The organism is Actinomycetospora sp. CA-084318 (assembly GCF_050955885.1).
GTDB lineage: Bacteria > Actinomycetota > Actinomycetes > Mycobacteriales > Pseudonocardiaceae > Actinomycetospora.
The window spans coordinates 3,017,828-3,039,019 of record NZ_CP192098.1 but is presented as its reverse complement, the minus strand read 5'-3'; the positions used below and the strand labels follow the sequence as shown (position 1 = coordinate 3,039,019).

At 75.8% G+C, this 21,192-nt stretch carries 21 protein-coding genes; 5 read left to right on the top strand and 16 right to left on the bottom strand.

Going from position 1 to position 21,192, the window contains the following annotated elements; all coding sequences use genetic code 11:
• Positions 1-6 precede the first annotated feature (6 nt).
• Positions 7-1,089 (top strand): sodium:calcium antiporter, encoded by a 1,083-nt coding sequence (locus tag ACQPYX_RS14755; RefSeq protein ID WP_433803630.1) that lies wholly within the window; start codon positions 7-9, stop codon positions 1,087-1,089.
• A gap of 73 nt (positions 1,090-1,162) precedes the next feature.
• Here ACQPYX_RS14755 and pqqE read toward each other — a convergent pair whose 3' ends face one another.
• The 9 genes from pqqE to ACQPYX_RS14710 form a co-directional block, all read right to left on the bottom strand.
• Positions 1,163-2,251, bottom strand: coding sequence for a pyrroloquinoline quinone biosynthesis protein PqqE (gene pqqE / locus ACQPYX_RS14750; RefSeq protein WP_433803629.1), 1,089 nt, complete (start codon positions 2,249-2,251; stop codon positions 1,163-1,165).
• Positions 2,244-2,525: a pyrroloquinoline quinone biosynthesis peptide chaperone PqqD gene (pqqD, locus tag ACQPYX_RS14745; RefSeq protein WP_433803628.1), complete on the bottom strand. Its 282-nt coding sequence runs from the start codon at positions 2,523-2,525 to the stop codon at positions 2,244-2,246. Before pqqD ends, pqqE begins: the two co-directional genes overlap by 8 nt.
• Positions 2,522-3,223: a pyrroloquinoline-quinone synthase PqqC gene (gene pqqC, locus ACQPYX_RS14740; RefSeq protein WP_433803627.1), complete on the bottom strand. Its 702-nt coding sequence runs from the start codon at positions 3,221-3,223 to the stop codon at positions 2,522-2,524. Before pqqC ends, pqqD begins: the two co-directional genes overlap by 4 nt.
• Entirely contained in the window at positions 3,220-4,095 is an 876-nt protein-coding gene (gene pqqB, locus ACQPYX_RS14735; RefSeq protein ID WP_433803626.1) for a pyrroloquinoline quinone biosynthesis protein PqqB, read from the bottom strand. Before pqqB ends, pqqC begins: the two co-directional genes overlap by 4 nt.
• Complete coding sequence (locus ACQPYX_RS14730; RefSeq protein ID WP_433803625.1) at positions 4,092-4,856, bottom strand: ribonucleotide-diphosphate reductase subunit beta; 765 nt, start codon at positions 4,854-4,856, stop codon at positions 4,092-4,094. Before ACQPYX_RS14730 ends, pqqB begins: the two co-directional genes overlap by 4 nt.
• Positions 4,853-5,038, bottom strand: coding sequence for a rubredoxin (rd, locus tag ACQPYX_RS14725; RefSeq protein WP_343054021.1), 186 nt, complete (start codon positions 5,036-5,038; stop codon positions 4,853-4,855). Before rd ends, ACQPYX_RS14730 begins: the two co-directional genes overlap by 4 nt.
• Positions 5,039-5,129: 91 nt before the next feature.
• On the bottom strand, positions 5,130-5,210 hold the full coding sequence (pqqA, locus tag ACQPYX_RS14720) for a pyrroloquinoline quinone precursor peptide PqqA (RefSeq protein ID WP_179797660.1): 81 nt from the start codon (positions 5,208-5,210) through the stop codon (positions 5,130-5,132).
• Positions 5,211-5,274: 64 nt separating this feature from the next.
• Positions 5,275-6,963, bottom strand: a complete 1,689-nt coding sequence (locus ACQPYX_RS14715) for a PQQ-dependent dehydrogenase, methanol/ethanol family (RefSeq protein WP_230753357.1) — start codon at positions 6,961-6,963, stop codon at positions 5,275-5,277.
• A gap of 26 nt (positions 6,964-6,989) precedes the next feature.
• Positions 6,990-7,454, bottom strand: a complete 465-nt coding sequence (locus tag ACQPYX_RS14710) for an MSMEG_3727 family PQQ-associated protein (protein WP_433803624.1) — start codon at positions 7,452-7,454, stop codon at positions 6,990-6,992.
• A gap of 423 nt (positions 7,455-7,877) precedes the next feature.
• Here ACQPYX_RS14710 and ACQPYX_RS14705 point away from each other — a divergent pair, with 423 nt between their 5' ends.
• Positions 7,878-8,633, top strand: a complete 756-nt coding sequence (locus ACQPYX_RS14705; RefSeq protein ID WP_433803623.1) for a hypothetical protein — start codon at positions 7,878-7,880, stop codon at positions 8,631-8,633.
• Here ACQPYX_RS14705 and ACQPYX_RS14700 read toward each other — a convergent pair.
• Genes ACQPYX_RS14700 through ACQPYX_RS14685 form a run of 4 tightly spaced genes read right to left on the bottom strand, consistent with a single transcriptional unit; the run spans position 8,630 to position 14,326 of the window.
• Positions 8,630-11,872: a sensor histidine kinase gene (locus ACQPYX_RS14700; protein WP_433803622.1), complete on the bottom strand. Its 3,243-nt coding sequence runs from the start codon at positions 11,870-11,872 to the stop codon at positions 8,630-8,632. The two genes, ACQPYX_RS14705 and ACQPYX_RS14700, sit on opposite strands and share 4 nt — an antisense overlap.
• Positions 11,869-13,122, bottom strand: a complete 1,254-nt coding sequence (locus ACQPYX_RS14695; protein WP_433803621.1) for a hypothetical protein — start codon at positions 13,120-13,122, stop codon at positions 11,869-11,871. Before ACQPYX_RS14695 ends, ACQPYX_RS14700 begins: the two co-directional genes overlap by 4 nt.
• Entirely contained in the window at positions 13,119-13,787 is a 669-nt protein-coding gene (locus ACQPYX_RS14690) for a response regulator transcription factor (protein WP_433803620.1), read from the bottom strand. Before ACQPYX_RS14690 ends, ACQPYX_RS14695 begins: the two co-directional genes overlap by 4 nt.
• Positions 13,778-14,326 (bottom strand): histidine kinase, encoded by a 549-nt coding sequence (locus tag ACQPYX_RS14685; RefSeq protein WP_433803619.1) that lies wholly within the window; start codon positions 14,324-14,326, stop codon positions 13,778-13,780. Before ACQPYX_RS14685 ends, ACQPYX_RS14690 begins: the two co-directional genes overlap by 10 nt.
• 195 nt (positions 14,327-14,521) lie before the next feature.
• Between ACQPYX_RS14685 and ACQPYX_RS14680 the strand changes: the two genes are divergently transcribed.
• From ACQPYX_RS14680 to ACQPYX_RS14670, 3 genes are all read left to right on the top strand, one after another.
• The gene (locus ACQPYX_RS14680) at positions 14,522-16,000 is read left to right on the top strand and encodes an Hsp70 family protein (RefSeq protein ID WP_433803618.1); all 1,479 of its coding nucleotides are present in this window, start codon (positions 14,522-14,524) and stop codon (positions 15,998-16,000) included.
• Between the two features lie 115 nt (positions 16,001-16,115).
• Entirely contained in the window at positions 16,116-16,310 is a 195-nt protein-coding gene (locus tag ACQPYX_RS14675; protein WP_433803617.1) for a hypothetical protein, read from the top strand.
• Positions 16,310-17,071 carry a PIG-L deacetylase family protein gene (locus tag ACQPYX_RS14670; RefSeq protein ID WP_433803616.1) on the top strand — a complete coding sequence of 254 codons (762 nt, stop codon included), beginning with the start codon at positions 16,310-16,312 and terminating at the stop codon, positions 17,069-17,071. Before ACQPYX_RS14675 ends, ACQPYX_RS14670 begins: the two co-directional genes overlap by 1 nt.
• A gap of 1 nt (position 17,072) precedes the next feature.
• Here the strand turns inward: ACQPYX_RS14670 and ACQPYX_RS14665 are convergent, their stop codons facing one another.
• From ACQPYX_RS14665 to ACQPYX_RS14655, 3 genes are read right to left on the bottom strand one after another with little or no spacing between them, the layout of a single operon-like run.
• Positions 17,073-18,281 carry a hypothetical protein gene (locus ACQPYX_RS14665; protein WP_433803615.1) on the bottom strand — a complete coding sequence of 403 codons (1,209 nt, stop codon included), beginning with the start codon at positions 18,279-18,281 and terminating at the stop codon, positions 17,073-17,075.
• Complete coding sequence (locus tag ACQPYX_RS14660) at positions 18,281-18,886, bottom strand: hypothetical protein (RefSeq protein ID WP_433803614.1); 606 nt, start codon at positions 18,884-18,886, stop codon at positions 18,281-18,283. Before ACQPYX_RS14660 ends, ACQPYX_RS14665 begins: the two co-directional genes overlap by 1 nt.
• Positions 18,883-21,111, bottom strand: a complete 2,229-nt coding sequence (locus ACQPYX_RS14655) for an ArnT family glycosyltransferase (RefSeq protein WP_433803613.1) — start codon at positions 21,109-21,111, stop codon at positions 18,883-18,885. Before ACQPYX_RS14655 ends, ACQPYX_RS14660 begins: the two co-directional genes overlap by 4 nt.
• Positions 21,112-21,192: the final 81 nt, after the last annotated feature.

Sequence of the window (21,192 nt, the reverse complement as noted above, 5' to 3'; positions counted from 1 at the left end):
ACCGGTATGGAATCGATCTTGTTGTTCGTGATCGGCATCGCGGTGCTGGTCTTCAGCGCCGAGAAGTTGATCGGTTACCTCGTCGGGGTGGCGAGTCGCTGGACGATCTCGCTGTTCCTCATCGCGGTGATCTTCACGGGCATCGAGTTCGACGACCTCGCGTTCGGGATCGTGCTCAATCTCGAGGACCTGAGCAACGTCGCCCTCGGGACGGTGATCGGGACGACCGTGGCGATGACGGGGATCGTGCTCGCGATCTCCGCCATCGTCGCGCCCTGCGAGGTCGAGGTGCCGCGCAGCTATCTCGTCCTGTTCGTGCTCGCGCCGATCGTCATGCTCGCGTTCGCCCTCACCGGGTTCTTCACCGTGGCGTCCGGGATCGTGCTGCTGGCCGCGTTCGTGGCGTTCGTGGGCTTCGTCGCCTGGCGCGAGTACGCGGCCCGCAAGCCGGTCTTCCGCAACGCCGAGGTCTACGAGCAGCTCGAGAAGGTCGGCGCCGGGGTGGGCGGCGGCGGGTCGGTCGCGCTCCCCGACGGGCCGCCGGCCGACGGCGGTCACCACTTCACGCTGCCGCCCGACCTGCGGATCGACCAGGGCTTCCTCAAGGCCCGCTCGCACTCCCCCGGGGTCGGGCTGGGGCTTGCGGTCCTCGCCCTGATCGGCCTCGTCATCGGCGCCGTCGCCGCCGGGCAGGCCACCGAGGGCGTCATCGAGACCCTCGGGATCGAGGGCACCGTCTTCGGCGTCACGATCGCGACGCTGGCCCTCTCGCTCGAGGACATCTTCCTCACCGCCGAGCCGCAGCGCCGGGGCGCACCGGAGATCGCGGTCGCCAACGTGATCGGCAGCGTCGTCTTCTCGGTGACCGGCAAGCTCGGCATCATCCTGCTCACCGGCGGGGCCATCGCCGTCGACGAGGACGTGGTGGCGTGGCACCTGCCCGTGCTCATCGTCATGACGGCGATCGCGGCGGGCTTCCTCGCCACCGGCCGGCTGCGCCGCTGGCACGGCATCGTGCTGCTCGTCCTGTACGTCGCCTACTTCGTGGTGAGCCTCGTGGCGTTCGGCGGCGTGCCGATGGACGACTGAGAGGTGCGCTGCGCGCCCGTGAGTACTCATCCGTGCCAGGGCACGGATTAGTGCTCACAGGGCCGAAGGCCACCTATGCGTGCGGGCGCGCCACCAGCGGCAGTTCGACCGGGCGGGACTCCTCGTTCGCCTCGGCCACGGCGGCCTCGACGATGCCGTGGTCGGGCGCGAGGTGGCAGACCGGGTCGGTGCGGGTGGCGTCCCCGGTGAGGGCGAACGCCTGGCAGCGGCAGCCCCCGAGGTCGACCTCCCGGCGCGAGCACGAGCGGCACGGGTCCTGCATCCAGTCCGTGCCGCGGTAGGCCGAGAACATCGGCGAGTCCCGCCAGATCCAGGACAGGTCGTGCTCGCGCACGTTCGCGGCCGGCAGCGGCAGGTCGTGCGCGGCGAGGCAGGGCAGGGCGTTGCCGTTCGGCACGACGACGAGCTGGCGGGCACCCCAGCCGCCCATGCACGGCTTCGGGTAGGTCGCGTAGTAGTCCGGGATCACGTAGATGATCTCCATGCGCCCGCGCAGCCGCTCCTTGGCCTCGCGGACCACCACCTCGGCGGCCGCCAGCTGCTCGCGCGAGGGCAGGAGCGACGCCCGGTTCACCGCCGCCCAGCCGTAGTACTGGGTGTTGGCGAGCTCGATGCGGTCGGCCTCGAGGTCCTCCGCCGCGGCCAGGATCTCCGGGATCCGGTCGATGTTCTGCCGGTGCAGGACGACGTTGAGCGTCAGCGGCCAGCCCAGCTCCCGCACCCGGCGGGCGGCGTCGATCTTGCGCGCGAACGACGGCGAGCCCGCGATCCGGTCGGACAGCGTCGGCTCGTCGGCCTGCAGCGACACCTGCACGTGGTCGAGCCCGGCGTCGTGCAGCTCGGCCGCCCGCTCGGGGGTGAAGCCGAGGGCGCTCGTGACGAGGTTGGTGTACAGGCCCTGGTCGGAGGCGGTCCGCACCAGGTCGACGAGGTCCCGGCGCAGCAGCGGCTCCCCACCCGAGAGGTGGCACTGCAGCGCCCCCAGCTCCGCGGCCTCGGTGATCACCCGCTGCCACTCGGCGGTGGTGAGCTCCTCGCGGTAGGCCGCGAGCTCGGTCGGATTCGAGCAGTACGCGCACGCCAGCGGGCACCGGTAGGTCAGCTCCGCGAGCAGGCCGAGGGGCCCGTCCACATCAGTCATCGAGGATCTCCAGGTGTCGACGCTCGGCGAGCTTCGCGAGGTAGGCCACGACCTGCTCCTCGGGGACCTCGCCGTACTGCTCGCGCAGCGCGTCGACGATGTCGGCCACGGTCCGCCGCCCGTCGCAGAGCTCGAGGATCGCGGTACCGGTGGCGTTGAGGACGACGACGGTCTCGGGCAGCAGCAGCACGTGCCGCTCCCGGGCCTTGTCGTACCGGAACTTCACCCCGCGCCCGAGCCGCGGGACCCCGGTCACGGACACCGGGGTCGTCACGAGGGGTACGCCGCGTCGATCGCGTCCATCATCGACCAGAGCACGTCGTTCTTGAACGCCAGCGCGTCGTAGGCGGCCTGCTCGAGCTCCGGGGTCCGGCAGTGCTCCAGCACCACCTCGAGGGCGTGCTCGGAGTCGCGCGGGGCCTGGTGCAGGCGGTTGCGGAAGTACTGCAGGCCGGCCGGGTCGATCCAGGTGTAGTACTTCTCGAACGCGGCGAGCCGGGTCGCCATGAGGTCGGGCGCGAACAGCTCGGTCAGCGACGACGCCACGGCGATCGGCCACGGCTTGGTCCGCGCGAAGGTGATGTAGGCGTCGACCGCGAACCGCACGCCCGGGCGCAGGTGCACGTGCGAGGTCATCTCCTCGCGCGGCACGCCGCACGCCTCGCCGAGGCGCAGCCACGCCTCGATGCCGCCCGGGTCGTCCCCGACGCCGTCGTGGTCGGTGATCCGCCGGATCCACCGCCGCCGCACCGTGACGTCCGGACAGTTCGACAGGATCGCCGCGTCCTTGATCGGGATGGCCTCCTGGTAGGCGAACCGGTTCGCCACCCAGCCGCGGATCTGGGCCGGGGACAGCTCACCGTCGTTCATGCGCACGTGGAACGGGTGCGCCGCGTGGTACCGGGAGGCCTGCGAGCGCAGGCGGTCGGTCAGCGTCGAGTCGGTCAGCGTCGAGTCGGCGAGCGCCGTCATGCCGAGATCTCCGTTCCGTCGGTCCCGATCTCCACCCCGGCCTTCCCGACGACGAGGCCCTCCGCGGCCCCGGGCAGGAGGATCGGGTTCGAGTTGTTCACGTGCACGAGCACCACGCGCGGCACGCCGAGGTCGGCGAACGCGTCCAGCGAGCGCTCGAGCGCGACGTGGCCCATGTCGGCCGCGGTCTTGCGGCCGAGCCCGAGCCGGACGAGCTCGTCGTCGTGGAAGCAGGTCCCGTCGACGAGCAGCACGTCGGCGCCGCCGCACGCCGCGCGCAGCGGCGCGAGATCGGCCACGCCGGGGGCGTAGACGACGACGCCGCCGGTCCGGCGGTCGTGGAAGCGGTAGCCGACGACGCGGCCCTCCTCCGGCCCGGAGGTCGGGAAGCGCGGCGTCTTCCCCGTGGGCAGGTCGAACGCGGAGTAGGTCAGGTCGTCGGTGAGCGCGTGCTCGACGCCGATCGCCACGGGCACCACCTCGACGGGGCAGTAGGCCTCCAGCGTCGTCAGGAAGCCCGTCCCCTCGCGCAGCACCGCCTCCGAGGCGGCCGTGGCGTGCACCGTCACCCCCGAACCCTCCCGCAGGATGAGCAGGCCGAGCGTGTGGTCGATCTCCGCGTCGGTCAGCAGGATCGCCTCGACCGGGCTGCGCCGCGTGCTGCCCGGGTGCAGGTCGACCGCCGCCGTGAGCTGCTGGCGGACGTCGGGCGAGGCGTTGACCAGGAACCACCGATCCTCGTCGCCGACCGCGATGGACGACTGGGTGCGCGGCTCCACGAGGCCCGCCCGGGCGGCCGTGCAGCCGGCACAGGAACAGTTCCACTGCGGGAGTCCGCCGCCGGCGGACGACCCGAGGACGCGGACCTTCACCAGAACTTGATCCCGACGGACTTCAGGCGGCGCTTGTGCAGCTGCTCCACCTTCTCGATGTCCTGACGGTCGATGAGCTCGCCCCACGCGTTCGCGGCCTTCATGCCCTGTTGGAGCAGCTCCTCCATCTCGTCGGAGACGACGTCGGCGCTCTGGATCACCCGGGAGCCGAAGCCGATGTGCCAGCGCTCGTCGCGCAGCACCAGTTCCATGCCCTTGTGCACCCCGGGCATGCTCACCGAGCACCGGTCCAGGGCGGCGAGCAGCGCGTGCTGGCCCGCCGTGAGCACCACGCCCTCCAGGATCATGTGGTAGAGGCTCACCGCCGCGGTGAGGTCCTTCTCCCCGGCGGCGAGGTCCGCGGCGAGGGTGGGCAGGCGCTCCTCGAACAGCTCGAGCAGCTCCGGGCTCACCCGGTCGCGCAGGGTCTCCAGCCGGTCGGCGAGGCTCTCGCCGGGGATGCCGACCACCTCGCCGGCGACGCGGTCGAAGAAGCGCGCGTGCCGGGCCTCGTCGCGCGCCTGGGCGCGGAAGCAGCCGGCCATCTGGTCGTCGGTGGTCGCACGGTCCTCGAACGACCCGAGGTGGGTCGCGACCGACATCTCCCCCACGCAGAACCCGGCGATCAGGCCGAGCACGCGTTCGCGCTCGTCGTCCTCGAGCTTGCCCCACGCCTCGACGTCGCCGGTGAGATCGATGGCCTTCTCGTCCCACTGCAGCGATTCGGCGAGTTGGACGAAGTGGCCGTACCCGGTGATCATAGATCGAGATCCTCTCCCGGTTGCACCTCGCGGAAATCCGCCTTCTCGGCGCCGCAGATCGGGCACATCCAGTCGTCGGGAATGTCCTCGAAGGGCGTCCCGGGCGGGATGCCGCTGTCGGGGTCACCCTCCTCCGGATCATAGATGAGCCCGCACATCTCGCAGATCCACTTGCTGGCCACGGGCGGCGCACTCATCGGGTTCCCCGTTTCTCGCTCCACACGCCGACCAGGGGCGCCGGATTTCTCCGACGCCCCTGGCGGCATTACCAGATCAGTCGTCCATCTGGGCGACGTACATCGTCACCTCAGGGGCGACACCGATTTCGGTGAACTCCGGGGTCTCCCACGTCATGTCAGACCTCCCTTCCTCGAATTCGGGCGTCCTTGAATTGGACAGGGCCTATTGTCCCTCGGACTCAGTCCTCGGGCAGTGCGAAACAGAACAGCGCGTCACCCGCGGCGGCGCCGAGCAGACCGGGCAGGAAGCCCTCGACCCAGCCGCCCCAGCCGGTCGGCACGGCCACGTACTGGCGCCCGTCGACCTCGAAGGTGATCGGGCTCGAGTGGTGGCCGCTGCCGCACTGGAACTGCCACAGCTTCTCGCCGGTCTGCGCGTCGAGGGCCACGAACTCGCCGCTCGGCGTGCCCTGGAAGACGAGCCCGCCCGCGGTCGACACGTTCGACGCGCACATCGGGTACTCGTGGTTCCAGCGCCACTTCTCCTCGCCGGTCAGCGGGTCGACCGCCGACACGAAGCCGTAGTGGTCGTCGAGGTCGACGGCCACGCCGGCGCCCCAGTAGGGGATCGACTCCTTGAACTCCCGACGACGCCGGGTGGCGGTCGCGCCGACCTCCTGGACCGGGATGTAGATCAGCCCGGTCTCGGGGTTGTAGGACATGTGCGTCCACTCCTTGCCACCGGCCGGGCCGGGCCAGAAGTGGACGGGGACGCCCTCCTCGTCGGGGTAGATCTTCGGCGTCACCTTGCCGTCGGGGCTGATCTCGCCCCAGGTGATGCGGTCGACGAAGGGGAAGACCCGCACGAGCTCGCCGTTGGTGCGGTCGATGACGAAGAAGTAGCCGTTCTTGTCCGCGTGGGCGAGCAGCTTGCGCCCGTCCGGTGCGTCGAAGAGCAGGTTCTCCATCGTCGAGTCGTAGTCCCACAGGTCGTGCGGGGTGAACTGGTAGTGCCAGCGGATCTCGCCGCTGTTCACGTCGATCGCCACGACCGAGTCGGTGTAGAGGTTGTCCCCGGGACGCACGCCGCCGTCGAAGTCCGGCGCCGGGTTGCCCGTGCCCTGGAAGAGCAGCTCGAGCTCGGGGTCGTAGGTCGGGGTGATCCAGCAGTTCGCGCCACCGCGCTGCCAGGCCTCGCCGTCCTCCGGCCACGTCTCGGAGCCGGGCTCGCCCGGCTTCGGCACCGTGTAGCAGCGCCAGCGCCGCTCACCGGTCTGCGCGTCGAAGGCGTCGAGGTGGCCGCGGACGCCGAACTCGCCGCCGGCGCTACCCACGACGACCATGTCCTTGACGATCAGCGGGGCGGCCGAGCCGCTCTCGCCGGCGCGGACGTCACCGTTGGTGGTGTCCCAGACCTTCTCGCCGGTCGTCGCGTCGAGCGCGATGAGGTGGGCGTTCAGGGTGTACATGTACACCTTGCCGTGGCCCACGGCGACGCCGCGGTTGACGTTGCCGCAGCACAGCGAGGTGTCGAACGGCGACGCGTGCTTGTAGCGCCACAGCTCCTCGCCGGTCTTCGGGTCGATCGCCCAGACCTTGCCGTCGGGGCCGGAGACGTACATGACGCCGTCGACGACGAGCGGGGTGGCCTCGAAGGAGTACGTGGACGCGCCCGAGTGCATACCGGTCGAGCCCGCCTGGAACACCCAGGCCGGCACCAGCTTGCGGACGTTGTCCTTGGTGATCTGGTTCAGCGTCGAGTAGCGCTGTCCGTCGTAGGTGCCGTAGTACGTGAGCCAGTTCTCCGGCTCCGACCGGGCACCCTGGATGCGCTCGTAGTCGACGTTGCGCGTCGCGGGCGCCTCGCCCTTGACGTTGGAGAGCGTGCGGTGCGCGACGGCTTCGCCGGCGTCAACGTAGTCGGTCATCGTGTGCTCCTCTCGGGTGCGGACGCTCAGGGACGGGGCTGCGGCGGACGGTCGAGCTTGGCCGAGTCGGGGACCTCGCCCCCCATGACCAGGGCGGCGGTCAGGCCGCGGCCCTCGTCGTTGCCGGTGGTCGAGCCGTACCAGTACGCCCCGGGACCGTCGAGGTTGAGCCGCGCGGTGCCCTTGGAGTGGTTGACCAACCAGATGATCTTCGGGTCACCGTTGTGCGGCAGGAGCGCGCAGTGGGTGTTCTTGTCGTCGTTGATGATCGTGAGCTCGATGTCCCCACCGTGCGGGAACACGATGATGCTCGGGCTGAAGATCAGCTGGTCCTCGGGGATGGTGACCGTGGCGCGCATGACGCCGTCGTCGCCCTCCTCCGCGTAGCCGACGTCGCCGGTACCGAGCATCCGTCCCAGCGTGGTGCGGTTCTGGCCGTCCAGTCCCGCCTTGTGGAGCACGTCAGCTCGATCGTCTGCCGTGGCCGTCATCGGCCGTCCCCTCCTCGTTCACGACTGCACTGGACTCCGCGCGCCGGAGAGCGCGTCGGAGTGGGCGGCGTCGAGCGGGGCGGGCCGGGTCGGACCCGGCTCGCCGGCCGTGTGCCTGCGCAGGGTCCCGGGAAGTGCGCACACGAAGCCGCCACGGTCTGATCGACCGCTCGGCCGACGACGTCGGCCGTTGGGCGGCAGGACACGCCACGGACGGCGACGACTGCACATGATCAGTCGCCGAGCGGTGTGTGCTGAGCCACTTCCGACCATAGATACCGCACCGGTCGACGGCAAGTGGATCGTGGACGGCGCGTCGGATCTCGATCACGGCGCGCCTCTTATCGCGGCCCGGGAGAGGCCCTAGAGTCGACGCCCGACGGGTCGACGCGGACCGTCGCCACCTCTGCCGGCGGGAGGACCGTGGCCAGGTTCGGGATGCCGGAGGCCCTGTCGGAGTTGACGGCCGCGCAGGGCCTCGCCGACTCGGTCGAGCTGAAGACCCTCCTGGCCGGTCCGGCCGGGCCGGTCGCCGAGGTGCTCACCGGACGCGCCGCGCCGACGTGGAGCACCCGCCGCAGCTACCTCGTGGACACCCCCGCGCTCGACCTGCTGCGCGCCGGGGTGGAGGTGCGGCTGCGCCGCCGCACCCGCGGCCGGTACGACCTCGCCGTGTCCGCCCGCCGGGCGGGGTCCTCGGCGCGGTGCGGCACGCCGCGCGGGGGCCGGGTGGAGCTCGACGTCGTGCCCGGGGGCCTGTGGCTCGACGTCGAGGTGCGCGGCGAGGTCGACCCGCGGGTGGCCGCAAGGGTGATCGAGGGGGCGGGCGCCGGCGCCGAACTGCTCTCCCCCGCCCAGCGGGCCTGGGCCTGCCGGGGCGGCGACGGTGCCGTCGACGAGCGCCGGCTGCGCGACCTGCGGGTGCACGGCCCGCTCGTGGTCAGCCGCGTGAAGGTCGCCGCCGCCCGCTGGGGCCTGCGGCGCGCCGACCTGGAGCACTTCCGCTTCCCGAGCGGCCGGGAGCGCGTCGAGCTCTCCACGCACTGCGTCCCGCACGAGGTCGCGGACACCGTCCCCGCCTTCGAGCGGATGCTCGACGAACACCCGGTGGTGTGCGCGGCCGCCTACCGGCCCCGCACCGCGGAGTGGCGCGCGGAGCTGGCCGACCGCGCGAACTAGCGCCCGGCCACCGTCCCCAGCACCCCCTCGCACGCCGCGGCCAGCACCGTGGCGGCCTCGCGCACCGCGCGGCCCGTGCCCGGGTGCCCGGCCAGGCGCGCCCACCCCGCCCGCTGCTCCCGGGCGAGCCGGGCGAGTTCGACCGGGTCCGTGCCCGCGTCCGCCCCGAGCCGCAGCGCGGGGTCGCCGCCGGCGAGCAGACGGACCGCCGCCTCCCGCCGTCCGCCCGGGAGCTCCACCCGCCCGGTGTCGAGGTCGTCGGCGAGCGCCGCCTCGGCGAGCTCGCGGGCGCCCGACGACCGCACCCGGTCGAGCTCGACGGCGAGCCACCGCGTCCAGGGGCGGCCGGGCGCCGCGGCCACGAGCCGGTCGGCCGCGTCCAGGGCCGCCGCCGCCCGGCGGCGCGCCGCCCGCGGCCGGCAGCGGGCGACCAGCGTCGTCGCGAGCCGGCCGACGTTGCGTCCCCCGAGGGCGCCGGGCCCCGGCAGGGCCACGCGGACGACACCGGTGAGCGGGTCCTCGACCGACACCGACACCGCGGGCACCACCCGGGCCGCGACGGACGGGACGTCGGCCAACCAGTCCGGCACCCGCGTGCCGGAGTCGTCCTCGGCGAGCAGCACGAGCGCGTCGACGAGCTCGTCCGCGGTGAGCGGCCCCAGGGCCGCCCGGGCGGCGAGGTCCACGACGACGGCGGGTCGCTCCACCACCCCGGCCACCGCGGCCGCGACGGCGGCGGCGTCGGACGGGGTCGGCCCGGTCACCCCGTAGCGCCACGGGGCGACGACGACGGCCGCGAGGTCGGTCACCGCCGCCGCGCCCGGATCGCCGACCGGGACCTGGTCGACGGCCCGGCGCAGCAGGGCCTGGGTCGCGTCGAAGAGCCCGGACCCGGCGTCGGGCAGGGGCGGACCGACGATCCCGCCGGAGGTCCGGGGGCCGGCGACGAGGCCGGGGACGACGGCGAGCAGCCGGGTGTCGGCGACCTCCGGGGCGGTGCGCGTCGGCGGTGGCGCGACCTGCGCGACGAGCGCCCGGGCCCCGGCCGCGACCCGCTCCCGCGCGGCGTCCCGCGCCCCCGTTCCCGCCCCCTCGACCAGCGCCGCCACCAGGCCGGGGGCCCCGACGGCGGGTGCGGCCGGCGCCTGCTCCGGCTCCCGCTCCGCCGGGGCGGCGGCCACCGGCAGCTCCGCCCGGATCGTCGTGCCCTCCCCCGGGGCGGACGTGACCCGCACCTGCCCGCCGACGCGGGACAGGCGGGCGTCGAGGTTGCGCAGCCCCCGCCCCGGGCCGTCGTGGCGCACGGTGAACCCCGGGCCGTCGTCGGCGACCTCGAGGTGCAGGACGGCGGGCCGGCCGGTGAGCCGGACCCGCACGGGCGCACCGCCCGCGTGCTTGCGCGCGTTGTTCACCGCCTCCAGGCAGACGAAGTACGCGGCGGCCTCCACCTCCGGGTCGTACCGGGCGACGCCGTCCGCGGTGAGGGTGACCGTCGGGTCCCCGGCGAGGTCGGCCTCGAGGGCCGCGACGAGCCCGAGCCGCGCCACCGCCGCCGACGAGACGCCGCTCGCGGTCTCGTCGAGCACCGACGCGGCGGTGTCGAGCTGGTCGAGGAGCACGTCGAGCCGGGCCCGGGCGTCGGCGAGCCGGCCCGCGCCGACGAGGTGCTCGACCAGGCCGAGGGTGAGCCGCAGCGAGACCAGGTGGTGCTGGGCGCCGTCGTGCAGGTCGCGTTCCAGGCCGCGCCGCTCGGCGTCGGTCTCCGCGACGAGGCGCCGCCGGGCGGCGGCGATCCGCTCGGCGTGCGCGATCCCGGCCCGGAGCTGGCGTTCCAGTTCGATCTCGAGCCGGTGCGCCGCGAGGACCCCGCCGAGGCCGTCGGCGACCTCCGCGACGAGCCGCGCGCGATCGCTCCCGGCGAGCGCCTCGGCGTCGACGGCGAGCGCACCGATCTCGCGCCCGCCGTGGTGGATCCCGAACCGGACCTCCTCCTCGCCGGCCCCGGGCTCGCGCCAGGTCAGCACGCGGTCACGCAGACCGTCGCGGTGCACGGTCAACCGCACGGCCCGCGCGCCGAGGGCCCGCCCGACGGCCTCGGGCACCGCGTCGAGCGGCGCGTCGCCGCGGGTGGAGGCGCCGAGGGTGGCGAGGACCCCGGCCGGCGTGGCCCGGTCGCCGTAGAGGAGACGCTCGGCGAGCCGGTCGGCCGCCCGCCCGGCCGGGAGCCACAGCGCGGCGACGACGGCGGTGGCGGCGACCCACCCGGTGACCGTCCCGCCGGTGGCGCGGCCCAGCAGCGCGGACACCAGGGTCGCGAGCAGCACCGCGAGCCCGCCGAGCGCGACCACCGTGAGCAGGGCCGCGAGGCCGCGGTGCAGCAGCCGCTCCGCCGAGCGGGCCCGCCGCGCCGCCAGCACGGCGAGCGCGACGACGGCCGCGGTCAGCCGGGCGAACCAGAACAGCAGGGCGAGCGGCAGACCGGCGCCCGCCCCGCCGTGGCGGGCGGTGGGGTCGTCGATCGTCAGCCCCGGGCGGTCGAGCAGGGCCAGCACGAGCGTCAGCACCGCGAGCACCAGGGCCGCCCCGAGCGCGGCGGCCAGCACGCTCGTGAGCAGCCGGGCTCGTGCGCGGGCCTCCGGGTCCGGGCCGCGGCGCACGGCGGGCCCGACCGCGGCGAGGCCGAGCAGCGGCACCCCGAAGCCGAAGAACACCACGCAGCTCACGGTGTGCGGCAGCAGGGCCGTCCCGAGGCCCGCGAGGAACAGGACCGCCGCCACCACCGGCACGAGCACCCGGGACCGCCGCCGCGCGGATCCGTCGACGAACGTCAGCAGCGCCCCCGCGTACGCCGCGCCCGCGATGCCGTGGAGCAGCACCTGGTGGAGCTCGCCGATCTCCACCCCGGTCACCGCGCGGACCGCGGAGGTGGCCGCGTGCGCCTGGAGGTTGAACGCGCCCGCCGTCCCGACCATCGCGAGGGCGAGCAGCCGGGTCGGCCACGCGGGGCCGCCGAGGCGCAGCAGGATCCCGGCGACGACGAGGGCCACCCCGCTCGCCAGGTAGTCCACGACCGCCTGCCCGGGCGGCTCGTTCAGCGCCCCCGGCCCGGTCGCGCCCGAGACCGCGACGGCCGCGCCCACGGCCAGCCAGACCAGGGTCATCGCGGTGACGACGCCGAGCACCACCCAGTACGCGACCCGCGCGGGCGATCGGCCGTGCACCGTCCCGACCGTGCTCATCCGGCCGCCGGGGCCAGCTCGACGGGGAGCCAGGCGCGCAGGCCGCCGGCGTCGACGTCGAGCGCCCCGCCGAGGCCCGTGAGCCGGTCGGCCTCCGCGGCGAGCCCGTCGGCGACGGCCGCGGGATCCGGCGTGCCCTCCCCCGGCGGGAGCGTCACCGCCACGGTCGCCCGGTCGCCCGCCCGACCCAGGGTCACCTCGAGCGGGGCGTCGCCGGGGACGGCGGCGAGCACCGCGACGGCGGCGTAGTACAGCCCGGACTCCACCTCCCACGGCAGCCGCTCGGCCCAGCGGCCGGCGAGGTGGACCGGGCGGGGCAGGTCGGCCACCACCTCCTCCAGGGCGGCCCGCAGGCCCTCGTCGCGCAGCACCGCCGGGTGCACGCCGCGGGCGATCACCCGGAACCGGTCGAGGAGCTCCTCGAGCCGGGTACGGGCGCCGTCGAGGTGGTGGCGGGCCAGCCCGGCGGCCTCGTCGCGGTCGGCGTCGTCGGCGTCCGGCGCCAGCCCGTCGTCGAGCACCTCGCCGGTGTCCTCGACGGCCCGGCGCAGCGCGGCGAGCCGGCCGCCGGTGGCCTCCGCCAGCTCACCGGCGAGCCGCCGCCGCTCCACCTCCCGCGCGTGGCCGAGGCGGCGCCGGGACTCCTCGGTCTGGTGGGCGAGCTCGGCGACCCGCGCCACCCGGCCACGGAGCTCCTCGCCGCGGGCCAGGCCCCGGACGAGCAGGGTGGTGGCGTCGGCGACGTCGGCGACCAGGGCGCGGTCGGCCGCCGTGACCGGGCGGCCGGGCTTGCCGACCGTCAGCACCGCGCGCAGTTCCGGCCCGGTCGAGCCGACCGGCCGGTCGAGGACCGGGTGGGCGTGGTCGACGTCGGGGCGGGCGAGCAGCGTCGCGAGGTCCGCGACCCGCTCGCCGGTGCGCCCGACGAGGCCGTCGCCGCCCGCCAGCCACACGTCGGCGTGCGGGGCGCGGGTGCCCTCCTCCAGCACCCGGGCGAGCGCCGGGAGCGACCCGACGTCCCCGGTCGCGGCGGCGAGGACCGCGGACCGTCCGACGTCGGCCGACCGCTCGGCGCCCGGCCGGGCGAGCCCGGTGCCGGCGAGCACCGCGGCCGCGAGCGCGACCCCGGCGAACGGCGCGAGCACCGGGCCGGCCGGGCCGAGCACGAGCTCGCCGGCCACCACCGCGAGCAGGAGGCAGATCGCGACGACCCCGGCGACGGCGAGGGCGCGCAGCGCGCCCGGCGTCACGACCGCTCGCCCTGCTGCGAGCGCAGGTAGGTGAGCACCGCCAGCACGCGCCGGTTGCTCTCGGTCGCGTCGGCGTGCAGCCCGAACTTGTCGAAGATGCTCGCGATGTGCTTCTCCACCGCCTTGCCGCTGACGAACAGCTCGCCCGCGATCGCCCCGTTCGAGCGGCCCTCGGCCATCAGCCGGACCACGTCGCGCTCGCGCTCGGAGAGCGCCGCCACCACGTTCGCGCGGTCGGTGCGCGGCTTCTCGACGAGCCGCCGGGCGAGCACCGGCTCGATGACGATCTCGCCCTCGACGATGCGGGTCAGCGTGTCGGACAGGACGTCGACGCTGCCGACCTTCTCCTTGAGCCGGTAGCCGATCCGCTCGGTGCCGATCTCGAGGATGCGCACGAGGTAGTGCGACTCGGCGTAGTGGGAGAGGAACAGCAGGCCGGTGTCCGGGTGGCTCGCGCGCAGCCGCTCGGCCGTGACCAGCCCGCCGTCGGGCTCGGGCGGCATGCGGATGTCCAGCACGGCCACGTCCACGGGCCGGCCGGCGAGCGCCCGGAGGAGCTCGTCGCCCCCGGGTTCGACGGCGACCACCTCGTGCCCGGCCGCCTCCAGCAGCATCACCAGGCCCTGCCGGAACAGGGCGCCGTCCTCGGCCAGTGCTACCCGCACGGGAACCTCCCGACGATCTGCGACGACGTGACGGCGACGTCCCCGCCGAGCGGCCCGGCCTCGTCGGCGAACACGGCGGCGAGCGCCGGATCGGCGCCGGCGACCACGACGACGAGGGTGGCGTCCTCCCGACCGACGGTGACGGCGAGCGGGCCCGGGGCGGCGGCGAGCACCTCGACCAGCGCGAAGTACGCGGCGCCCTCGGCCGCCGGGCCGCAGCGGTCGTCGGCGACGTCGAGCGCCACGTCGGCCCCGGTGGCCCGGACCCGCTCGAGCAGGGCCGGCCCGAGCCCGGCCTCGTGCAGGAGCGGCGGGTAGATCCCGGCGGCGACGGCGCGCAGTTCGTCGAGCGCGGCCGCCACCTCGTCCTGCAGCGCCTCGATCTGCTCCCGCGGCACGTCGAGCACCCCGAGGCGCAGCGCGAGGGAGGAGATCCGCACCGCCGCGCCGTCGTGCAGGCGGCGCTCGAGCCGTCGGCGGCGCGCCCAGTGCTCCCGGCGCACCTCCGGACGGCGGGTGGGGTCGTCCGCCGTCGTCATGGCCGCGAGTCTGGGGCGCGGGCGCAGGGCCGCGGCAGGGGGCGGATCCCCGTAGATCGTAGGGACGGCCCCCTTGACCCGGCCGGCACGTGACGATGCGTGGCGCATCCGCGCATCGTGCCCGAAGTACTCGCCCGTCCGCACCATCCCCGGTTACGATCCGTGCTCGTCATCAGTGTCCTCCGGGGAGCGGCCGTGTCCTACGTCCTGGGTGTGGACCTCGGGACGACGACGGTCGCGGCCGCCGCCGGGGACGGCGACCGGGCGGACGCGGTGGCCCTGGGCGACGCCGCCCTGCTCGCGCCCGCCGTGGTGGCCCGGCGCACCGACGGGGCCCTGGTCACCGGCGACGCGGCGCTGCGCCGGGCGGTGGGCGACCCGGACCGGGTCGCCCGCGCGGTCCGCCGCCGCCTCGGGGACCCGACGCCGGTCCTGCTCGGCGGGGAGGGCGCCTCCCCCACCGACCTGCTGGCCGCCCTGCTGCGGGGCGCGGTCGACCGGGCCGTCGCGGCCCGCGGCGGGCGGCCCGACCGGGTCGTGCTCACCCATCCCGCGTCCTGGGGGCCCTACCGCCGCGGTCTGCTCGACGACGTCGCGGCGTCGGCCGGGGTCACCGACGCGCACACCGTGAGCGACCCGGAGGCCGCGGTCCGCCAGGTCGGGGCCGTCCGCGGGCTCCCGGAGGGGCCGGTGGCGGTGCTCGACGTCGGCGGCACGTCGTGCGAGGCGGCGGTCGTGGCCGGCGGCGCGGTGCTCGGGGTCCCCGTCGCCGTGGAGCGGCTCGGCGGCGACGACCTCGACGAGGCCCTCGCCGCGCTGGTCGACGAGAGCGCCGGCGGGTTGCTGGCCGACCTCGACCCGGAGGACCCGTCGTCCGGACCGACCCTCGCCCGCTTCCGCGCGGACTGCGTGGCCGCGAAGGAGGCGCTCTCGGTCGACGACGAGGTCGCGGTGCCGCTGCTGCTGCCCGGACGCCACGTCGACGTGCCCGTGCGCCGCGCGGCGTTCGAGGAGCGGATCGCGCCGGTGGTCCAGCGGGCGGTGGCGACGCTGCAGCAGGCCCTGGACGGCGCTGACAGCGCTGACGGCGCCCCCGCTCCGGTCGCGGTGCTCGTGATCGGCGGGTCGGCCCGGGTGCCGCTGCTGGTGCGGGCGGTCCGCTCCGCGGTGGCCGCGCCCGTCGTGGTGGAGGCCCGCCCCGACCACGTCGTCGCGCTCGGCGCCGTGCGGCTCGGCGCGGCCCGACCCGCCGTCGCGACCCCGACCGCGGTCGAGGACGGGCGGACCACGCTCACCCCGCTGCGCCCGGCCATCGAGGATGCGCGGACGACGACCGTCCGGACGACCCCCGGCGCCCCGACCCGTCCGGCGCCGCCCGGACCCGGGCGCCCGATCGCAGGGACAGGGCCGTTCCGGGTGCCCGGGCCGTCTCCGTTCGCGGGCCCCGTCCGCCCGGGTCCGCCGACCGGGCCGTTCCGCCCGGGCCCGCCCGGCCCGTACCCACCGGGGCCACCGCGACCACCGGGTCCGTCGGGCCCCTACCCACCTGCTCCTCCCGCTCCGGCCCCGGCCGCGGGCGCGGGCGGACGACGCCGCACGGTGCTGCTCGTCGTCGTGGTCGTGCTGGTCCTGACCGCGCTCGCCACGGGGGTGGTCCTCCTGCTGGGGGGTTGACCCCCCCTGGTCGGAGGGTCCGCACCACCGCGGCGCAACCCCGACGGCCGTCAGGCTTCTCCTCATCACCGACGACCCCACCCGCCGACCCGGCGACGCCCCCGAGGAGCCCACCGTGACCGCCACCCTCACCACCCCCGCCGCCGCCCTGTCCGCCCGGGACCGGGCCGTCCTCGCGGCGATCGCCGCCGGCCGTGGGACGGTCGTGGCCGGGCGCATCCTCGTCGACGGCCTGCCGCTGGCCGACCAGTTCGTCGCCGCCCGCCTCCGCGCGGCCGGACTGCTGCACGCCCCCGACCGGGCCGCCTGATGCTCCCCGCGCCGCTCGACGACGCCCGCCGCGGCGGCGCCCGGGTCCTCGTGCTGTCCCCGCACCTCGACGACGGGGTGCTCTCCTGCGGCGGCCTGCTCTCGACGCTCACCGGCAGCGAGATCACCGTGCTCACCCTGTTCACCGCGTGCTCGCCCGGGCCGCACACCCGGGCCGCCCGCTCCTTCCTGCGCCAGTGCGCCCACCCGGACGCCGCCTCCCTGTTCGCCGCGCGCCGCGCGGAGGACCGGGAGGTGGTGGACCGGCTCGACGCGCGCGCCGAGCACGCCGGGCACGTCGACGCCCTGTTCCGGCGTCGCGCCGTCCCCGACGCCGTCGGTCGCGTACTGCCCGAGCTGGCGCACCGGTACCCGACCTACCGCCTCGACATCGCCCGCGGCCGGGTCTCCCGGGGCGACCGGGCGCTGCGCGCCGCGCTCGCCGCGGACCTCGTCGCCCGCGCCCCCGGGATCGACCTCCTGCTCGCCCCGCTCGGCGTCGGCCGCCACGTCGACCACCTGATCACCCGCGACCTCGGCCCGACCTGGCCCGGGCCGGTCGTCTACTACGCCGACTTCCCGTACTCGCTCACGCACGCGCCGGACCCGGCCTTCGTGCGCCGCGAGGGGTTGCGGCCGTCCGTCGTCGACGAGGGGCTCGACCGCAAGGACGCCCTGGTCCGCGGGTACCGCACGCAGGTCGACGCGCTCTTCCCGTCCGGCGTGATCCCGCGGGCCCCCGAGACCTACTGGTCGTCCTGACTCACCCCCGCGCCCGGTCGGCGAACGCCGCGAACGGCAGCGTCCCGTCCCAGAGCTGCCGGTCGTGGGCCCAGGAGAGCGTGCGCAGCCCGCACGAGCGCGCCTGCCGCCACGCCGTGGCGGCCATCCCCTGCTCCGAGGGGTCGCGGTAGGCGGCGTCGAGGTCCGCCGACGCGCCGTGGCCGGGGTTCTCGCCGGTCACGGCCAGGCCGTGCTCGCCGGCCACCCGCGTGATCCACCGGGTCGCCGACCATCCCGCGACGGCGGGGTCGTCCAGCGCCACGGACCGGTCGTCGGGCGTGCAGGGATCGTCGTCGCCGGACCCGTCGGCCACCGACGTCACCGAGGCGACCACCCGCCCGTCGCGCGGCAGCGCCGCGTACAGCGCGGCCCAGGCCGCGCCCGTGCCGAGGCGGCCCTCGGGCAGACCCCGCGCCACCGCGTCGTCGTACGCCGCGGGCACCACGCCGACGCCGGGTGTCAGCACCTCGAACGAGCCGCCGAACCCCAGGCCGGACAGCGTCGTCATCTGCCAGCGCACCACGTCGGCGAGCGCCCCGACGTACCAGTCGGCCCACGCGCGGACGCCGTCGTCGGGCAGGCCACCGGAACCCGGCACCCAGCCCGGCGCCGGGTTGGGCGGCAGGGAGGGCGGCCGGTCCGGCCCGTTCTGCGCGTTGCGGTCGAACGCCCACCACCCGCCGTCGGGATAGAGGACCTCCCCGAGACCGCCCGCGCCGAGCCGCACCGAGTCGACCGCGCGCAGGTCGACCACGGCGGCGACGCGCGCGAGGTAGGCCTCCGCGAGCTCACGCAGCCGCTGGTCGAACACGAGCGCGGCGTACGGCGAGGCGACGCCGGACGCGTCGACGAGGCGGGCGTCGGGGAGGGCCAGGACCCAGTCGGGGGTGTCGTGCAGCCCGAGCCCGAGCGCGACCGTCCGCCCGTCCCGGCGCAGCGCGTCGACGTCGGCGCGCAACGCGCGCAGCGCCGCGTCGTCGAACCGGCCGGGCGCGGGCTCGATCCGCGACCACGACAGCTCGACCATGGCGGCCCGCACGCCGGCGGCCGCCTCGGCCGGCGAGTGCTCGACGACCGAGAGCAGCGTGCCCGCTGTCGGCGTCCCGACAACGGCGGCGGTGGGCGTCACCGACGCCCCGCACCCGACGAGCAGGCAGCCGGCGAGGAGCCCGGCGAGCAGCGGGCGCATCACCGCCCCCGCAGCACGGCGTAGGGGCTCCCGGGGCGCGACCCGTCGACGGCGCCGGCCACGTCGGCCAGCGCGCGGCGCTGCTCGGGGGTGAGCCGACCGGTCTCCGCCGGGGTCAGCCGGGCGGCGACGTCGGCCGCGGGGACCCCGCGGACGAGCTGCACCATCCCCGCGAGGACGGCCACGACACCGTCGCCGGTGTCGTCGTGCAGGAACACCGGGCCGGGCAGCCCGAGGACGGTCGCGACCTGAGCCGGGGTGGGCACGCCGTCGGCGCCGACCGCGAGCTCCACGAGCCGCAGGCCGAGAGCGCGCGCGGTCGCCTGTTCCTCGACGCCCGCCCGGGTGACCGCGACGACCGTGCGGACGCCGAACGTGTCACGCAGCAGCACCAGGTCGGACTCCCCCGGTGCCGTCGCCCGCAGCACCCCGGGCACGACGACCGCGCCGCCGGGCATCGGGGGCGCCTCCGGCGGAGGCGACGACAGCAGCCCACCGGCCTTCACGACGACGACGAGGACGGCGAGGACCGCGAGCACCGCCACCCGCAGCAGCACCGTGCGGCGCGACGGGCGGGCGACGACCCCGAGGGCGGGCGGGCTCATGGCTGCTCCCTGTGGTGGTGGTGCGGCGGCGCGCCGGGCGTGCGCCGGCGGGCGAGGACGACGACGGCGGGCACCCCGGCCACGCCCACGAGCAGGACCAGCAGGGCCCCGGCGAAGCCGCGCAGGCCCGACGGCCGGTCGGGGGCCGTCTCCCCGGCCAGCGGCGGCGGGGCCACGGGGACGGTGGACTCCGCGGGCAGGGGCACCAGGCCGGCGCGCACCGCGAGGTCGCCGACCGGCGCCGCGCGGACGACGTCGGACCCCGCGGCCCGGGTGAGGACGACGGCGGCGAAGGCCTGGGAGACCGACCCGTCCGGATTCGTCGTTGGGAGCCCGAGCGGGGCCCCGAGGCGGTTCGCGGCCGAGGTGAAGGCCCCGGGTGTGCCCTCCGGCGCCCGCAGGTAGGCGGCGCGGATCGCGGGGTCGGTGAGGGCGCCGTCGTCGAGGCCGCCGGGGGAGGTGACCGGGGGCAGGCCCGCCGCGGCGTACGCGGCGGGGTCGGTGGCGGCGAGCTCGCGGACGACCGGGCGGGCGCCCGCGTCGGTGAGGACGGCCCCGGCGAACACCTGCGTCGTCCCGGACGCGGAGCCGCGGGGCGGACCGAGCACGCCCTTGCCGCCGCGCTCCTCCCACCGGGCGGCCAGCGCGCCGAGGACCGGGTAACCGCCGCAGCGGGACCCGACCGTCGTCACGAACACGCCGTCCCGCGTCGGTTCGACGTCGGCGAGCGGGTCGAACGGGTCGGCGGGCACCTCCCAGAGCTCGAGGCCGCCGTAGGTGGCGCTCGGGAAGCTCGCGAGCCGCGTGCCGTGCGCGGTGATCCAGGCGGGGAGTTCCGGGAGCGCGTTCCCGACCGCGGGGTCCTTGCCGGAGACGAAGAACAGGTGCACGCCGTGGCTCGCCGCGGCCTGCCCGGTGCCGAAGTCGGTGAGCTCGCGGCCGGGCAGCAGCGGCGCCCACTTGCCGGAGTCGCCGATGCCGTTGACGACGTCGCAGGCCGCGCGGGTGTCGCGCAGGTACGCCGCCGAGCGGAAGACGCCGTCGCCGTCGACGACGTCGTTGCGGACCCAGCCACCGAGCGAGAAGCCGACCGCGACGACGACGAGCCCCAGGGCGACCGCGCGGGCCGGACGGGCCCGGGCGACGAGCGCGTCGCCGACGAGCACCGTGCCGACGACGGCGGCGGGCACGAGGTAGACGAACAGGTGCTCGTTGAGGCTGCCGAACGCGACCATGTAGCCGCCGAAGCCGTAGCTGGTGAGCAGCCAGGCCAGCAGCCACCGCGACCCGCCGTCGGGAACGCGCAGGAGCAGCCAGACGAGCGCGAGGCCGCCGCCGAGCAGCACGAGGTAGGACGTGCCGTAGTCGCGCCCGGCGATCGCGGTCGCCTCGAGCAGCGAGCGCGAGGAGAAGCCGGGGCGGTTCCAGCCCGTGGTCTGGACGATGCCGAGCAGCCGGTAGAACAGCAGCAGCTTCTCGTCGGCGAATTCCCGGGCAAGGCCGAGCCCGACCGCCCAGGCCGGGAAGGCCAGCCACACCACGCCGCCCACCGCGAGGGCGCCGAGCGCCCGCTTCGCGCGGGTCAGGTCGCGGGCGAGGACGGCGGCCACGAGCGGGGTGGCGACGAGGAAGACCGACATCTCCTTCGTCAGGAGCGCGAGGCCGGTCAGGGTGCCGATCAGCGGGACGTACACGGCGGGCCGGCGGGCGTCGAGGCGCATCGCGAGGTAGAGCACGAGCAGCGACAGGCCCACCGCGAACGGCTCGATGATCGCCATCCGCAGGTAGCGCAGCATGATCGGGTCGGTGGCGGCGAGCGCGACGATCACCACGGTGAGCACGGCGCGGTGCCGGGGCGTGGCCGCCGTCATGAGGCGCCGGGCGATCAGGGCGGTGAGCACGACGATGCCGACGGTCGCGAGCCCCGCGAACACCCGGGCGCCGCGCACGGAGGTCTCGAGGTCGGCGTCGGCGAGGCCCCACAGCCACTGCCAGCCCGCCTGGAGCACGAACGACAGCGGCGGGTGGACGAAGACGGGCTGGTTCGACCAGGTGTAGTCCCCGCCGAGCGCGATGTTCCGCATCGCCATGACGTAGGAGACCTCGTCGAACATGGTGTCGGGCGAGGAGCCGACGTTCCACAGGATCGGCACGGCGCTCGCGGCGGCCACCACCAGCGCGACGACCCACTCGGGCGCCGGCCCGCGGCGTCCCAGGGTGCGCACGGCGGTGAGCCTCGACCGCGGCCGGGTCGTCCCGGGAGGGGGCGCACCCCCCTGTGACGGATCCGGGCGCAGGGCTCCACG

What these genes read in the sequence shown, in the direction of transcription:
- ACQPYX_RS14755 (WP_433803630.1), top strand. Translation starts at nt 7, where the DNA reads ATGGAATCGATCTTGTTGTTCGTGATCGGCATCGCGGTGCTGGTCTTC.
- pqqE (WP_433803629.1), bottom strand. Translation starts at nt 2,251, where the DNA reads ATGACTGATGTGGACGGGCCCCTCGGCCTGCTCGCGGAGCTGACCTAC.
- pqqC (WP_433803627.1), bottom strand. Translation starts at nt 3,223, where the DNA reads ATGACGGCGCTCGCCGACTCGACGCTGACCGACTCGACGCTGACCGAC.
- ACQPYX_RS14730 (WP_433803625.1), bottom strand. Translation starts at nt 4,856, where the DNA reads ATGATCACCGGGTACGGCCACTTCGTCCAACTCGCCGAATCGCTGCAG.
- pqqA (WP_179797660.1), bottom strand. Translation starts at nt 5,210, where the DNA reads ATGACGTGGGAGACCCCGGAGTTCACCGAAATCGGTGTCGCCCCTGAG.
- ACQPYX_RS14715 (WP_230753357.1), bottom strand. Translation starts at nt 6,963, where the DNA reads ATGACCGACTACGTTGACGCCGGCGAAGCCGTCGCGCACCGCACGCTC.
- ACQPYX_RS14710 (WP_433803624.1), bottom strand. Translation starts at nt 7,454, where the DNA reads ATGACGGCCACGGCAGACGATCGAGCTGACGTGCTCCACAAGGCGGGA.
- ACQPYX_RS14700 (WP_433803622.1), bottom strand. Translation starts at nt 11,872, where the DNA reads ATGAGCACGGTCGGGACGGTGCACGGCCGATCGCCCGCGCGGGTCGCG.
- ACQPYX_RS14685 (WP_433803619.1), bottom strand. Translation starts at nt 14,326, where the DNA reads ATGACGACGGCGGACGACCCCACCCGCCGTCCGGAGGTGCGCCGGGAG.
- ACQPYX_RS14670 (WP_433803616.1), top strand. Translation starts at nt 16,310, where the DNA reads ATGCTCCCCGCGCCGCTCGACGACGCCCGCCGCGGCGGCGCCCGGGTC.
- ACQPYX_RS14665 (WP_433803615.1), bottom strand. Translation starts at nt 18,281, where the DNA reads ATGCGCCCGCTGCTCGCCGGGCTCCTCGCCGGCTGCCTGCTCGTCGGG.
- ACQPYX_RS14660 (WP_433803614.1), bottom strand. Translation starts at nt 18,886, where the DNA reads ATGAGCCCGCCCGCCCTCGGGGTCGTCGCCCGCCCGTCGCGCCGCACG.